Source organism: Janibacter sp. GS2 (assembly GCF_051200835.1).
Taxonomy (GTDB): domain Bacteria; phylum Actinomycetota; class Actinomycetes; order Actinomycetales; family Dermatophilaceae; genus Janibacter.
Genome location: NZ_CP195161.1, coordinates 3,140,725 through 3,154,379 on the forward strand (window position 1 = coordinate 3,140,725; position 13,655 = coordinate 3,154,379).

Sequence of the window (13,655 nt, forward strand, 5' to 3'; positions counted from 1 at the left end):
CGTCGTCATAGGGTTGGCCGCATGTCCCAGATCGTGCGCCCCGACGCCCGCTACCAGCACTCCTACCTCGCCGCCACCGACGAGTTCGCTGACGAGCACCGGGACGGCGACGGGGACCTGGCCCAGGAGGCCGACCCGACCACCGGCTTCGCGGGGTTCGCCTTCACCCGAGCGGGGCTGGAGGACCCGCAGGAGTTCCGCCGCTTCGTGCGCTCGCGTCGCGCCGAGGAGCTGCCCGAGACACCGCGACCCAGCGGTCGGGTGCCATGCACCTTCCTCTGGGTCGTCGAGGGCGAGGAGTACCTCGGGTCGGTGGCCTTCCGGCACGAGCTCACCGACGTCCTGCTCGAGAGGGGTGGTCACATCGGCTACTCGATCCGCCCCTCCGCCCGCCGGCAGGGTCACGCGAGCACCGCGCTGCGCCAGACGCTCGAGCTGGCAGCGGAGATGGGTCACGAGCGGGTGCTCATCACCTGCGCCGAGGACAACGCCGCCTCCCGGGCGATCATCGAGGGGGCCGGCGGCGAGCACGAGGACTCCCGCGGCGGCGAGCGGCGCTACTGGGTACCGACCCTCCCTTCGGACCGCCCCGCCGGAGCCCGCATCTCCTGACCGGGCAGGCATAGGCTCGGGTCATGGCCCGCGGCGAGCACGGCGAGGACGTCCACCTGGACGTCGGGGACCGCTCGGTGCGCATCTCCAGCCCCGAGCGCGTCTACTTCCCCGCCCGGGGTGAGACCAAGCTCGACCTCGCGCGGTACTACCTGTCCGTCGGTGAGGGGATCCTGCGCGCGCTCCGGGAGCGGCCGACGATGCTGCACCGCTTCCCGAAGGGGGTCACCGGCGCCAAGGTGCACCAGAAGCGCCTGCCGAAGGGGGCTCCCGACTGGGTGGAGACCGTGCGGTTGCACTTCCCGCGGTACGACCTGGACGCCGACGAGCTGTGCCCGACCGAGCTCGCCCAGATCATCTGGGCCGTGCAGATGAGCACCGTCGAGCTGCACCCGTGGAATGTCCGCTCCGCCGACGTCGACCGACCCGACGAGTGGCGGATCGACCTCGACCCGATGCCGGATGCTCCCTTCGACCGGGTGCGGCAGGTGGCCGGCGTCGTGCACGAGGTTCTCGACGAGCTGGGGATCGTCGGCTTCCCCAAGACCTCAGGCGGGTCCGGGCTGCACGTGTACGTGCGCATCGAGCCGCGCTGGGAGTTCGGTGACGTGCGCCGGGCCGCGCTCGCCTTCGCCCGCGAGGTCGAGCGGCGGGCGCCGCACGAGGTGACGACGACGTGGTGGCGCAAGGACCGGGATCCCGCGACGGTCTTCGTCGACTACAACCAGAACGCCCGCGACCACACGATCGCCGCGGCCTACTCCGTGCGCGGCACCGCCGAGGCGACGGTGTCGACCCCGATCCGCTGGGACGAGGTGGCCGACGTCGAGCCGGCCGAGTGCACCATCGCGACGGTGCCGGAGCGCGTCGAGCGGCTGGGCGACCTGCACGCGGGCATCGACGACGTGGCGCACGACCTGACACCGCTGCTGGAGTGGGCCGAGCGTGACGAGGCGCAGGGCGCCGACCCCCCGGTCGATGTATCCGAGTGAGGCAGGGCCCACCCTCGAACATCGACCGGGTCGTGGGCGGAGGCGTCCCTAGCGACGCAGCGCCGCAGCCACCCAGCACTCGAGGCCCTCGTCGTCGTCGACGGCATCGGGAGAGACGTCGAGCCAGCTGGGGCCCATGTCCTTCGCGCCCATGGTGGCCACCTCCGCGTACATCGGCCCGGCCTCGCGCAGCAGTGACGCGCTCTCGTCGGGGTCGCAGCGGACGAGCAGGCCGCCCCCACCGCGCACACCGAGGGCGATCGATCCGCCGACCATGAAGATCAGCGAGCCGAACATCCGCTTCTCCTCCCACTCGATCCCGCGGTCGGACAGTGCGGAGCGCACGCGGTTCGCCAGGTGCTCGTCGACGGCCATGGTCCAGCCTCCCACGTCCCGTCGACCCGCACCCCGCTCCGGTCGATGTATCACCGAGCCTCCGGGGGCTCGGTGATACATCGACCCGACGGCGGGGACGGGGTGTGGGATCGTGACGGCATGCCCGAGTCCGTGCCGCTCCCCCACCCGGTGACGGGCGCCCCCTTCGCCTCACCGGTGCCGCCGGGGACCGGGTGGCCGGACGACGTGGCCACCCACGACACACCGGTCGCCCGGACGGCCACCCGCGTGCAGCGCCTGGCGAAGGGAGCGGTCGGCCAGGCCGAGCTCGACGCCCGGATCTCGGTGTGCCGGGCCTGCCCCCGCCTCGTCGCCTGGCGGGAGGAGGTGGCCGTGAGCAAGCGGGCCGCCTTCGTCGACCAGCCCTACTGGGGCAGGCCGGTACCCGCCTTCGGCCCGGTGGATGCCCCGGTCCTTGTCGTCGGGCTCGCCCCCGCCGCGCACGGGGCCAACCGGACCGGGCGCAACTTCACCGGCGACCGGTCGGGCGACTGGCTCTACGGCGCGCTCCACCGTGCGGGGTACGCGAGCCAGCCCGGGTCCCGGGCCGCCGGCGACGGCCTCGAGCTCGACGGGGTCCGCATCATCGCCCCCGTGCGCTGCGCCCCGCCGCAGAACAAGCCGACGACGCAGGAGAAGCGCACCTGCGCGCCCTGGCTCGATGCCGACCTCGCGCGCAGCGCACCCCACGTCCGCTCGATCATGTGCCTCGGCTCGATCGGGTGGGACACGACGATCGCCGGGGTGCGCCACGCGGGCTGGGAGGTGCCGCGGCCCAAGCCCGCCTTCGGGCACGGGGCCCGGGCGACCCTGCGTACGCCGCAGGGCCGCGAGGTCGCCCTCGTCGGGTGCTACCACGTGAGCCAGCAGAACACCTTCACCGGCAAGCTGACCGAGACCATGCTCGACGAGGTCATCGCCTCGCTCTGAGTCCTAGGGTGTGCGTCATGACCACCACCACTGCTCTCGTCGTCACCCGCCACGGAGGACCGGAGGTGCTCGCCCTCGAGGAACGTGAGGTCCCCGCGCCCGCACCCGGCGAGGCGCTCGTCGCGGTCGCTGCCGGCGGGGTGAACTTCATCGACGCCTACAAGCGCTCCGGGACGTACCCGACCCACCCGCCCTATGTGCAGGGAGTCGAGGCCGCGGGCACGGTTCGCGAGGTCGGCGAGGGAGCCGCCGTCGCCGTGGGGGACCGCGTCGCGTGGTCGATGGCCGACGGGGTCCACGCCGGACTCGTCATCGCCGACGCCGACCGACTGGTCCCGGTGCCCGATGACGTGGACCTCGAGACCGCCTGCGCCGCAATGCTGCAGGGCATGACCGCTCATGCGCTCGTCACCAGCTGCTTCCCCGTCGAGGAGGGGACCGTCGCCCTCGTGCACGCCGCCGCCGGTGGGGTGGGTCAGCTGCTCACCCAGATGATCACCGCGCGGGGCGGCCGGGTCATCGCCACCGCGGGCTCTCCCGAGAAGCTCGAGGTCGCCCGCTCGCGCGGGGCGGTCGAGGTCGTCGACTACTCCGCGACCCAGGACCTCGCCGGCGACATCGCGGCGGCCGCCGAGCGCATCGGTGCGACGAAGGGCGTCGACGTCGCCTATGACGGGGTGGGCAGGACGACCTTCGACGCCTCGCTCGCGTCGCTGCGCCCCCGCGGGACGCTCGTCCTCTTCGGCGGGGCGTCGGGGCAGGTGCCTCCCTTCGACCTGCAGCGACTCAACTCGGGCGGGTCCCTCTTCGTCACGCGCCCCTCGCTGGCGCACTACATCCACGAGCGAGAGGAGCTGCTCATGCGGGGCCGCGAGGTCTTCGAGGACATCTCCCGGGGGCGGCTCGACATCGCCATCGGCGGCCGGTACCCCTTCGCCGAGGCCGCGGACGCCTACCGCGCGCTCGAGGGTCGGGCCACGAGCGGCAAGCTGCTGCTCATCCCCTGACCGCCTGTCGTGGACACCCCTGTGGACAGCCCGGCGGACGACGCGTCGGACTCGGTCACGCTGGGCGGGTGAGCGTCATCTCCCTTCGCCTCGCCCAGAGCGGCGGCACGGCCGCCCGGGCCGAGCTGCTCGAGGTGGTCACCGCAGGCACCCTGCAGACGGCGCTGGGGCGGGGCGAGATCGTCCGGCACCGGCGTGGTGTCTACGGCCTGCCGCTCGAGGGTGCCGCGAAGGGGGCAGCCGCAGTCGGTGCCGTCCTCAGCCACCGCAGCGCAGCCCTGCACCACGACTGGGGAGTGCTGCACGGGCCCGAAGAGCCCGAGCTGATGGTCTCGCGCGATCGACGGGTCCCCGTTCCCGACGGGGTCACCCTGCGCTTCCGCACGCTCCCGGAGCAGGACGTGGACGGCCTCGCCACGACACCCCTGCGCACGGTCATCGACTGTGCCCGTGACCTCCCGATGCCCGAGGCCCTGGCGGTCGCCGATTCGGCCGTGCGGTCCGGGGCGGTCACCCGGACCGACCTGACCGGGGCCCTCCTGCCCCGCACCGGGCGCGCGCGGGCGCGCGAACTCCTGGACCTGGCCTCTCCCGGGGCCGCCAACCCCTTCGAGTCGGGACTGCGGGGGCTCGCGGTCGAGGCCACCGGGCCCCTCTGGACCACACAGCAGCCGATCACCCTGCGCAGCGGCGTGGTGCTCCACTGCGACGTCGGCGCCCCGGGGCCACGGGTCGCGCTCGAGGCCGACAGTCATGAGTTCCACGCCTCACGCCGGGACATCGTGCGTGACTGCCACCGCTACAACGAGATGACGATCGCCGGCTGGGTGGTGCTGCGCTTCGCGTGGGAGCACGTGATGTTCCACCCCGACTGGGTGCGCGAGGTCATCGCATGGGTCGTGCGGCAACGCGTGTCGTACTGCAGTTCGCAGTCAACGGCACGAGATCTCGCCCGACTCGGCGAGGTCGGGGCGCCAACTGCAGTCCGACACACCGTGACGGGAGCGGCTCAGGTCACCAGAGGAAGGCGACGAGGGCGTTGACGACCGCGAGCCCGGCGGCGACCCAGGCGAGGGTGGTGCCGTTCTCGCCACGCTTGCCCTTGGCGTTGCCGATCTCGGCGCAGGCGAGGACGGCGATCATGATGACGAGCTTGGTACCGATCTTCGCGTGGTTGACCGGGTCATCACCGGCCTCGGCGATGCCGGTCAGTCCGAGACCGATGAACAGCTGGATCCGCGCGCCCCAGACCTGGACGAGGTGCCCGCGGCCGGCGACGAGCGGGCCGACGACGATGGCCAGCATCGCGACCATGTGGAGGACGTAGAGAACGAGGCGCAGGGCTTCCATGGCCCCAAGGGTAGGTGAGGCGATCGGCGTCTCCTACACGGGGTAGGACTCACCGCCGGCCACGAAGGGCCACGCCCGCCGAACCATGTCGCCGAGCTGGAGGCCCGGCACCTGACCCAGCGGCACCCACGCAGCAGCGCCGGTGGATCCGCCCACCTCGACGACCCTGGCGGGGGTCGGCAGGGGGCACGTCGCCAGATGGATCAGCCGGACCGCGTGGAAGTCCTCGTGCGACCTCCCGCCGGACGCGTCCGGACCCACTCTGTGCGCGGACTGCACCTGCACCAGGTTCCCGGCGATGGCCGTCTGACCCGTCTCCTCGTGCACCTCCCGCACGACTCCGCTCAGCGGCTCCTCCCCCGGCTCGATACCGCCACCGGGCAGCGTCCACAGGCCTCCACCCCCGGGGACCCAGTCGGCCAGCTGCGACATGAGCAGCCGTCCCTCGTCGACGACGACCGCATAGGCACCCAACCGCTGGGTCCGGCGCGCTCCGGGTGGGGTCGGCGTCGGCGTCGGGGCGGCCACCACCTCTCGCGGCGCCACCTCGTAGTGCAGCTCGACCTCGTCGGCCGGCCCCCGCACCGCGCGCAGGGGCTCTCCCGCGAGGCCGTGCTCCGCGAGCACGTCCACCGGGTCACGCCCCTGCAGGAGCGGCCACCTCCCGACGTGCTGGGCCACGACCACCACACTCATGCGCCGGCTCGGCGGTACTCGGCACGGGCCAGGCCGACGACCCGGTCCCAGGTCTGCACCGGTGGTGTCGTGACGTTGTGGTGGGCCAGGCGGGTGCGCAGCGTCGCATCGGCGGCGAGGCGCACGAGCGCATCCACCAGTCCGTCATCGTCGCTCGCGAGGAGCCCGCTGAGACCATCGGTCACGACCTCACGCACCCCGGAGTCGGCGCGAGCGATGACGGGCAGCCCTGCGGTACGGGCCTCCAGGGCCGCGATACCGAAGGCCTCGAGTCGTGTCGGCGAGAGATAGGCATCTGCCTCACGGTAGGCGAGCGCGAGGTCCGAGCGCGGCACCCGGCCACGCAGCGTGACCACGTCCCGTAGCCCGAGGGCGTCGATGCGCCTCTCGAGCAGGGGCCGCAGGGGCCCGTCCCCGTAGACCTCCAGCGTCAGTGCGCCGGGGCCGAGCCTCTCCACGGCCGCGGAGATGACCCGCAGCAGCGCGACGACCCGCTTGCGGGGCGCGAGCCGGGTGGCCGTCACCACCGTCACCGGGCGCGCCGCGGGCCGTGCCTGCCCCACCGGCCACGCCTGCGGATCGACGCCGTTGGGCAGCACGGCGACCGGCTCGCCCGGTGCCGCACGCCGCACCCCCTCGGCCGCGAAGCCGGAGACCGCGGAGAGCACCGCTCCCCTTCGGGTCCACGCGCGCAGCATCGGCCGGAGCGCCGGTGCCGCCCGGTCGAGCACGCAGTGGAAGGTCAGGGCCGTGGGCAGACCGAGGTCCGTGGTCACCCGCGCCATGTCCCAGGCGAAGGGAGAGACCACCCCGAGGTGGACGTGGGCGGCATCGAAGCCACCCTGCCGCAGTCGCTCCCGCACCTCGGGCGGCGCGAGCGGGTTGACCGGGAGACCACCGGGCAGTCGCAGGGCCATCCGGTGCACGCGGATCCCGTCGACGACCTCGACCGCACCGCCGTGGCCGCCCCTCGCCCCCGGCGTCGCCGTGAAGACCTCGACCGCGTGCCCGGCCCGGTGCAGCTCGGTGGCCAGGTCGCTGACCTGCGACTCGATGCCACCGGTACGCGGCGGATAGCAGTCGGACAGGAGGGCGACCTTCACGGCTCAAGGGTGCCACGGGAGGGTGTGGCAGGGTTTCCCACGATGGACCAGCCAGCACCCGGCCTGCGCCGCACCCTCGTGCTCTTCCACGCCCACCCCGACGACGAGGCCTTGCTCACGGCAGGGACGATGGCCCGGGCTGCCGCGGAGGGCCACCGCGTCGTGCTCGTCGTCGCGACCGATGGTGCCCTCGGCCTGACCGACGAGGCCGCCTTCGGGACGACGGGCGATGCCCTCGCCTCCACCCGCAGCCGCGAGCTGGCCGCGAGCGCAGACGCCCTCGGGGTCGAGCGCACCGTCGAGCTCGGTTTCGCCGACAGCGGGAGCGGTGCCGAGGTCCCCCCGGACCCGCCCGGCGGGCGCCGCTTCGTCGGGGTGCCGCTCGACGAGGCAGCCGAGGTCCTCGCCGCCGTCCTCCTCGAGGAGCGCGCCGACGTACTGACCACCTACGACCCGCGCGGCGGGTACGGGCACCGGGACCACGTGCGCGTGCACGAGGTGGGTGCCCGCGCCGCGCAGATCGTGCGCGAGCGCGGCCTCCCCGTCACCGTCCTGTGGGCGACCCTCCCTCGTGACCTCCTCTGCCGCGCCATCGACCTCGTGGCGAGGGTCTACCGCTTCCCGCCCGAGTTCGACCGCGCCGGCTTCGACCGGGCCTTCTCGGCGAGGGCGGACATCACGCACCGGATCCCGGTGCGCCCCCACACGCCGGCCAAGCGGGCCTCGATGCGAGCCCATGCGAGCCAGGCCACGGACTCCGCGGGCGGCGACCGCACGCTCGGGATGCTGGCGCGCATCCCCCGACCCGTCTTCGGACTCGTCTTCGGGCGCGAGTGGTTCGTCGATCCGGACGCGCCTGCGGGCACCGCGCACACCGACGTCTTCGCGGGCCTGTCGTGAGCGCCCCGAGCGCGTCCACCGCGCAGCGCACCTCGCCCCTCGTGCGGACCCTCCAGGTCACCCTGGGGCTCGGTCTGGCGGTCGGGATGCTCTGGTGGGGTCTGCCGTACTTCGCCAAGACGTCCTGGTCCGAGGTCCTCGAGGTCCTCGGGACGGTGCCGTGGTGGAAGTCGCTCGTCTTCACCGCGCTCGTCGTCTGCGGCCTCTACTGCTACACCTTCGTCATGACCGGGGCGATGCCCGGTCTGGGCCACACCCGTGCGCTGATCCTCAACGTCTGCGGCTCATCGGTCTCGAACCTCCTGCCCGGTGGCGGCGCCGTCGGTCTTGCGGCGACCTTCTCGATCGCCAGGTCCTGGGGCTTCTCCACCGCTGCCGTGACGACGATGGCGGTGGTGACCGGGGTGTGGAATGTCCTCGCCCGAGCCGCGCTGCCGATCATCGCCATCGTCGGACTGTCCTGGGGCGCGACGGACCTGCCGAGCAGCATGCGCGATGCCGCGTGGGCGGCGGTCGTCACCGGTGGCGTGGTCATCTCCCTCTTCGTCCTGGCGGTCGCCACCGACCGGGGGGCCCGCTCCCTCGGGCAGGGCATCGACCGGCTCGTGCAGGCGGTCCGCCGCAGGCCCACCGACCGGGTCGAGGTCGCGCTCACCGGGATGCGCGAGCGGACCGCAGCGACCGTGCGGACCGGCTGGCTGTCGATGACGCTCGGCATGGTCGGCTTCTTCGGCCTGTACTACGTGCTCTTCCTGCTGTGCACGTCGACGACCGGGATCGAGCTCCCCTTCGGCCAGCTCTTCGCGGCCTACGCGATCGGTCGGCTCCTCACCGCGGTCGGGATCACCCCCGGCGGGCTCGGGGTCACCGAGACGGGCACCGCCGCCGCGCTCGTCGCCTGGGGAGCGGACCCGGCCGCGTCGATGGCCGCAGTCGTGATCTTCTCGATCTTCACCCACCTGCTCGAGATCCCGCTGGGCGCCATCGGCTGGATCGCGTGGAGCATCATGCCCAGGGCCAGCGCCGAGGAGGTCGCCGCCGTCGCGGACTGACCTCAGCCCAGCAGGCGGCTCACCTGCCGGGCGTGCGCCTGCCGGGCCACCTCGTCGTCGAGCTCGGCCGGCTGGAAGTCACGGCCGGTCGCCTGCTCCGCCGCCCACCCGATGAGGGCGTCCGCCAGGCGGGGATTCGCCGGCAGGATCGGGCCGTGGAGGTAGGAGCCCACGACGTGCCCGGAGACCGCGCCCTCGGTCCCGTCGCTGCGGTTGTTGCCGCTGCCGTGCCGGACCCGGCCGAAGGGGGTCTGCCCCGCCCCGAGCGTCGTGGAGCCCGAGTGGTTCTCGTAGCCGACGACGTCACCGAAGTCCGTGGACAGCACGACGGGCCCGATCATCCGCGTCGCGTTGCCCTGGGTGGTCACGTCGAGGATCCCCAGGCCGGGCAGGGTCTGCCCCTCGACGGTGACGAAGGCATTGCCGAAGAGCTGGTACATGCCGCAGACCATCAGCATGGCGGCACCGTCGGCGGCCAGGCCGCGCAGCCGGTCGGCGTGGCGCTCGAGGTCCTCCTCGACCTTCGCCTGGCCGGAGTCCTGCCCGCCCCCGCCGACGACGAGGTGCGCGGTCTCGGGGAAGGGCTGGCCCGGGTGGTGCTGGTGGACGACCGGGACATAGCCGTGGCGTCGCACGCGGGCGGCGAGGCACCGGGTGTTGCCCAGGTCGCCGTAGATGCTCATCTCCCGGGGGTACATGTGCACGAGGTGGATCTCGCCCTTGCCCTCGTGACCCGGGTCGGCCGGCCGATGGGACGTGGCCGGCTCCCCGAGGATGGTGACGTCGCGGGGGTCGCTCATGCGGGTTCTCCACTGGTGTCCGGGGCGTCGACGCCCATCTCGGGCAGGTCGTAGCGCTCACCGAGCATCCGGCGCAGCGCGAGCATCGCGGTGTACGAGGTGAAGATCCGCTTCGGCTCACCCGCGTGGTCGGCGAGGAAGGTGTCCAGGGCCTGCGCCAGGTCCACCTCGGTCGCCCCGACCGGCACGTCGTCGTACTGCAGGCGCAGGGCCATGTCCCAGCCACGCACCCCGGTGGTGAGGGCGACTCCCTTCTCCCGCAGCGACTCGAAGCTCACGTCGTAGAGCCAGGAGACGTCCCGACCGTCCGCGTAGTCGTCGTTGATGGCGATCATCGTCGCGGTGGGGGTGCTGCCGTAGGTGCCCAGCGCGACGGTGAAGCCCGCCGGGTTCTTCACGAGGACGAGCTCGAGGGGCGTGCCGTCGGCGTCGATGATCTCCCCCCGGCCGAAGGGCGGTGCCACCGTCCGCAGTGCCTGCTCGGCGGCCTCGTACCGGAAGTCCGCCCCGAGCAGGTGCTTGGCGGTCGTCGTCGCGGCCGTGGCATTGATCATCGCGGCGAGCCCGCGCTGGCGCAGCGAGACCGGGCCGACCCGGCCCCCTTCGCCCTCGGCACCGAAGGTGATGCGCAGCTGCTGCTCGTCCACCGGGTCGAGGAGACCGTCGCGGGCGCCGGGGACGGGCGGTGCGTAGTCGTCCTGCTCCCGGGAGTCGTGCTCGGAGAGCTCGCCGGCGCGGTCTGCTGCGGAGGCGTCGAGACCGAACCACGTGACGTCGATGCCCGGGTCGAGGGCGGTGGCGATGCGGTTGACGAAGGGGTCGTCCCGGTTGAGGACGACGCCGTCAGTGGTCATCGCCGCGAGCTGCGTCAGCAGGCGCGCGGTGTGGTCGATCTCGGCGAAGCGGTCGAGCTGGTCGCGGGCGACGTTGAGCAGGAGGGAGTGCGTGGGTGCGACGGCGCGCGCGAAGTGGAGGGCGTGGGCCTCGTCGAGCTCGAGGACCGCGATGTCGGCCCGCAGCCGGCCACGGAGCGTGATCTCCGCGAGCATCGCCGAGATGACGCCGCGCGTGAAGTTGCTGCCGGTGGGGTTGGTGAAGACCTGCTGTCCGTGGGCCCGCAGGACCGCGACGAGCATCTTGGTCGTCGTCGTCTTGCCATTGGTCCCGGACACGACGACGATCCCGCCGGAGACATCGGCGAGGGCGTGGGCGAGGAAACCGGGGTCGACCTTCTCCGCGACGAGGCCGGGCAGGGCGGAGCCACCGGAGCCACCGCCTCGGATGCGGGCGGCGCGGCGGGCGGCCTTGCCGGCCAGGGCGGCGATCGTCGTTCTCAGCACCGGGTCACCCTAACGGGGCGCCGGGTCCGGGGCGGTCGGCGTAGTCGGCGCTGCGCTCCTGACCGCATCGTTCGGCGATGGCGTCCATGACGTCGTCGGTGATCGCCCGGTACAGCCGGGTCTTGACGTGCTGCTCGCGCCGGGTGTCGACATCAACGGGTGGGGCGAACCGCACGGTCACCCGGTGCGGGCGCAGGCCCTTGGTCCCCACGGGCTGGACCCGGTCGGTCCCGGTGAGCCCGCACGGGATGACCACGGCATCCGTGGCCGCGGCCAGCCGCCCCACGCCGGTGCGTCCCTTGTGCAGCTTCCCGTCGCGGCTGCGGGTGCCCTCGGGGTAGATGCCGAAGGCGCCACCGCCGGCCAGGTGCTCCTCGGCGACCTCGAGGGAGCGGGCGGCCGCGCGGGCGTCGGAGCGGTCGACCGAGATCATGCCGCCGAACTCGCCGAACCACACCCGCTTGAGCCAGCCGGTGATGCCGCGGCCCTCCAGGTACTCGGCCTTGCCGAGGAAGCCGACCTTGCGACCCGCGGCGAGCGGGATGATCATCGAGTCGATGAAGCTCAGGTGGTTGCTCGCGATGATCACCGGCCCGGTCCTCGGGACGTGCTCCAGGCCCTCCACGCGCACGCGGAGAAAGGCCATCAGCGGGGGTCCGACGAGCACCTTGCGCAGGAGCCACTCGCTGGCGCGCATCGCGGTATAGCTGTTCACGTCATCAGGGTAGTCACTCGGGCCCGCTGCGATGACGTGCGTTTCACCGCAGGACGGGGAGCCCCGCCCGGGCGATGGGCCCGGACCCCCCGGCGACAGGCTCGGCTCACTCCCACTCGATGGTGCCCGGGGGCTTGCTCGTGACATCGAGCACCACGCGGTTGACCTCTTCGACCTCGTTGGTGATGCGGGTCGAGATCTGGGCGAGGACGTCGCCGGGCACCCGGGTCCAGTCGGCCGTCATCGCGTCCTCGGAGGAGACGGGACGCAGCACGATCGGGTGACCGTAGGTGCGTCCGTCGCCCTGGACGCCGACCGAGCGGACATCGGCCAGCAGGACGACGGGGCACTGCCAGATCTCCCGGTCGAGGCCGGCCGCGGTCAGCTCCTCGCGGGCGATGGCGTCGGCGCGACGCAGGATGTCGAGGTTGTGCTCGGTGACCTCACCGATGATCCGGATGCCCAGACCGGGGCCGGGGAAGGGCTGCCGGTCGACGATCGGGTCGGGCACACCCAGCTCGCGGCCGACCTCGCGCACCTCGTCCTTGAAGAGGGCGCGCAGCGGCTCGATCAACTTGAACTGCAGGTCCTCGGGCAGACCGCCGACGTTGTGGTGGGACTTGATGTTCGCCGCCCCGGTGCCGCCACCGGACTCGACGACGTCCGGGTAGAGCGTGCCCTGGACGAGCCACTTGACCGGGTGCCCCTCGTCGGCGCCCTCGCCGACGACGTCGCGCGCCGCCTGCTCGAAGACGCGGATGAACTCACGGCCGATGATCTTGCGCTTCTCCTCGGGGTCGGTGACCCCGGCGAGCTCGCCGAGGAAACGCTCCCTGGCGTCGACGACGAGGAGCTTGACGCCGGTGGCCGCGACGAACTCCTCCTCGACCTGGGCGGCCTCGCCCTCACGGAGCAGTCCGTGGTCGACGAAGACACAGGTGAGCTGCTCACCGACGGCACGCTGCACGAGCGCGGCCGCGACGGAGGAGTCCACGCCACCGGAGAGGGCGCACAGGACCCGGTCCTCGCCGACGGTCTCGCGGATGAGCGCGACCTGCTCCTCGATGACGTTGTCCGCGGTCCAGTCGGGGGTGAGCCCGGCGCCGTGGACGAGGAAGTTCTCCAGGACGGGCTGGCCGAAGGTCGAGTGCATGACCTCGGGGTGCCACTGCACCCCGTAGAGGCGACGCTCGTCGTCCTCGAAGGCCGCGACCGGCGCGGCGGAGGTGCTCGCCGTGACCCGCATGCCCTCGGGGGCCTCGATCACGGAGTCGCCGTGGCTCATCCACACGGACTGCTCGGCCGGCTGCCCCTTGAAGAGGGTCGACTCGCGGTCGCTCACCTGGGCCCGGGTCGAGCCGTACTCCCGCAGGCCGGTCCGCTCCACGGTGCCCCCGAGCGCCTTGACCATCGCCTGGAAGCCGTAGCACATGCCGAAGACCGGGATCCCCGCCTCGAGCAGGGCCACATCCAGGCCCGGTGCGTCCTCGGCGTAGACCGACGAGGGCCCACCGGAGAGGATCACCGCTGCCGGCTCCTTGGCGAGCAGCTCGCCCACCGGGGTGGTGTGGGGCACGACCTCGCTGTAGATCTTCGCCTCACGCACCCGTCGGGCGATGAGCTGGGCGTACTGGGCGCCGTAGTCGACGACGAGGACCGGGGAGGTCTTGAGCGTTTCCGTCACCCGCACAGGCTACCGGGGTGCCGGGCCACGCCGGCGCCCGCATCTGCCTAGGCAGATGCGGTGGTCAGCGGGCCGATC

The 13,655-nt window shown here is 72.8% G+C and carries 15 protein-coding genes; 7 read left to right on the forward strand and 8 right to left on the reverse strand.

Annotation, left to right across the window (positions count from 1 at the left end):
* Positions 1-21: 21 nt before the first annotated feature.
* The gene (locus ACR9E9_RS15175) at positions 22-612 is read left to right on the forward strand and encodes a GNAT family N-acetyltransferase (protein ID WP_435199921.1); all 591 of its coding nucleotides are present in this window, start codon (positions 22-24) and stop codon (positions 610-612) included.
* 23 nt (positions 613-635) lie between these two features.
* Positions 636-1,604, forward strand: coding sequence for a non-homologous end-joining DNA ligase (gene ligD, locus ACR9E9_RS15180; protein WP_435199923.1), 969 nt, complete (start codon positions 636-638; stop codon positions 1,602-1,604).
* 48 nt (positions 1,605-1,652) lie between these two features.
* Here the strand turns inward: ligD and ACR9E9_RS15185 are convergent, their stop codons facing one another.
* The gene (locus tag ACR9E9_RS15185) at positions 1,653-1,994 is read right to left on the reverse strand and encodes a TfoX/Sxy family protein (RefSeq protein WP_435199925.1); all 342 of its coding nucleotides are present in this window, start codon (positions 1,992-1,994) and stop codon (positions 1,653-1,655) included.
* 105 nt (positions 1,995-2,099) lie between these two features.
* Here ACR9E9_RS15185 and ACR9E9_RS15190 point away from each other — a divergent pair, with 105 nt between their 5' ends.
* From ACR9E9_RS15190 to ACR9E9_RS15200, 3 genes are all read left to right on the forward strand, one after another.
* A complete protein-coding gene (locus tag ACR9E9_RS15190) occupies positions 2,100-2,930 on the forward strand; it encodes a uracil-DNA glycosylase (RefSeq protein WP_435199927.1) in 831 nt (276 codons plus the stop codon).
* 17 nt (positions 2,931-2,947) lie between these two features.
* Positions 2,948-3,937, forward strand: coding sequence for a quinone oxidoreductase family protein (locus tag ACR9E9_RS15195; protein ID WP_435199929.1), 990 nt, complete (start codon positions 2,948-2,950; stop codon positions 3,935-3,937).
* Positions 3,938-4,005: 68 nt separating this feature from the next.
* Positions 4,006-4,980: a type IV toxin-antitoxin system AbiEi family antitoxin domain-containing protein gene (locus tag ACR9E9_RS15200; protein ID WP_435199931.1), complete on the forward strand. Its 975-nt coding sequence runs from the start codon at positions 4,006-4,008 to the stop codon at positions 4,978-4,980.
* Here the strand turns inward: ACR9E9_RS15200 and ACR9E9_RS15205 are convergent.
* Genes ACR9E9_RS15205 through ACR9E9_RS15215 form a run of 3 tightly spaced genes read right to left on the reverse strand, consistent with a single transcriptional unit; the run spans position 4,952 to position 7,086 of the window.
* The gene (locus ACR9E9_RS15205; protein ID WP_435199932.1) at positions 4,952-5,287 is read right to left on the reverse strand and encodes a hypothetical protein; all 336 of its coding nucleotides are present in this window, start codon (positions 5,285-5,287) and stop codon (positions 4,952-4,954) included. The genes ACR9E9_RS15200 and ACR9E9_RS15205 overlap by 29 nt on opposite strands.
* A 33-nt stretch (positions 5,288-5,320) precedes the next feature.
* On the reverse strand, positions 5,321-5,968 hold the full coding sequence (locus tag ACR9E9_RS15210; protein WP_435199934.1) for an NUDIX hydrolase: 648 nt from the start codon (positions 5,966-5,968) through the stop codon (positions 5,321-5,323).
* Positions 5,969-5,979: 11 nt separating this feature from the next.
* Positions 5,980-7,086, reverse strand: coding sequence for a glycosyltransferase family 4 protein (locus ACR9E9_RS15215; RefSeq protein ID WP_435199936.1), 1,107 nt, complete (start codon positions 7,084-7,086; stop codon positions 5,980-5,982).
* Between the two features lie 42 nt (positions 7,087-7,128).
* Here ACR9E9_RS15215 and ACR9E9_RS15220 point away from each other — a divergent pair, with 42 nt between their 5' ends.
* Together ACR9E9_RS15220 and ACR9E9_RS15225 are read left to right on the forward strand one after the other, a co-directional pair.
* On the forward strand, positions 7,129-7,986 hold the full coding sequence (locus ACR9E9_RS15220; RefSeq protein ID WP_435199938.1) for a PIG-L family deacetylase: 858 nt from the start codon (positions 7,129-7,131) through the stop codon (positions 7,984-7,986).
* The gene (locus ACR9E9_RS15225) at positions 7,983-9,038 is read left to right on the forward strand and encodes a lysylphosphatidylglycerol synthase transmembrane domain-containing protein (RefSeq protein ID WP_435199940.1); all 1,056 of its coding nucleotides are present in this window, start codon (positions 7,983-7,985) and stop codon (positions 9,036-9,038) included. The genes ACR9E9_RS15220 and ACR9E9_RS15225 overlap by 4 nt, the downstream gene beginning before the upstream one ends.
* 2 nt (positions 9,039-9,040) lie before the next feature.
* On the opposite strand, the gene ACR9E9_RS15230 is transcribed toward ACR9E9_RS15225, so the two are convergent.
* The 4 genes from ACR9E9_RS15230 to guaA form a co-directional block, all read right to left on the reverse strand.
* Positions 9,041-9,838, reverse strand: coding sequence for a type 1 glutamine amidotransferase (locus ACR9E9_RS15230; protein ID WP_435199942.1), 798 nt, complete (start codon positions 9,836-9,838; stop codon positions 9,041-9,043).
* Positions 9,835-11,178, reverse strand: a complete 1,344-nt coding sequence (locus ACR9E9_RS15235; RefSeq protein ID WP_435199944.1) for a MurT ligase domain-containing protein — start codon at positions 11,176-11,178, stop codon at positions 9,835-9,837. The genes ACR9E9_RS15230 and ACR9E9_RS15235 overlap by 4 nt, the downstream gene beginning before the upstream one ends.
* Positions 11,179-11,182: 4 nt before the next feature.
* Entirely contained in the window at positions 11,183-11,893 is a 711-nt protein-coding gene (locus ACR9E9_RS15240; protein ID WP_435199946.1) for a lysophospholipid acyltransferase family protein, read from the reverse strand.
* Between the two features lie 106 nt (positions 11,894-11,999).
* Entirely contained in the window at positions 12,000-13,577 is a 1,578-nt protein-coding gene (gene guaA / locus ACR9E9_RS15245) for a glutamine-hydrolyzing GMP synthase (protein ID WP_435199948.1), read from the reverse strand.
* Between the last annotated feature and the right edge of the window lie 78 nt (positions 13,578-13,655).

Coding starts and splice junctions, on each gene's coding strand:
- ACR9E9_RS15220 (WP_435199938.1), top strand. CDS start 7,129: ATGGACCAGCCAGCACCCGGCCTGCGCCGCACCCTCGTGCTCTTCCAC.
- ACR9E9_RS15230 (WP_435199942.1), bottom strand. CDS start 9,838: ATGAGCGACCCCCGCGACGTCACCATCCTCGGGGAGCCGGCCACGTCC.
- ligD (WP_435199923.1), top strand. CDS start 636: ATGGCCCGCGGCGAGCACGGCGAGGACGTCCACCTGGACGTCGGGGAC.
- ACR9E9_RS15205 (WP_435199932.1), bottom strand. CDS start 5,287: ATGGAAGCCCTGCGCCTCGTTCTCTACGTCCTCCACATGGTCGCGATG.
- ACR9E9_RS15195 (WP_435199929.1), top strand. CDS start 2,948: ATGACCACCACCACTGCTCTCGTCGTCACCCGCCACGGAGGACCGGAG.
- ACR9E9_RS15190 (WP_435199927.1), top strand. CDS start 2,100: ATGCCCGAGTCCGTGCCGCTCCCCCACCCGGTGACGGGCGCCCCCTTC.
- ACR9E9_RS15175 (WP_435199921.1), top strand. CDS start 22: ATGTCCCAGATCGTGCGCCCCGACGCCCGCTACCAGCACTCCTACCTC.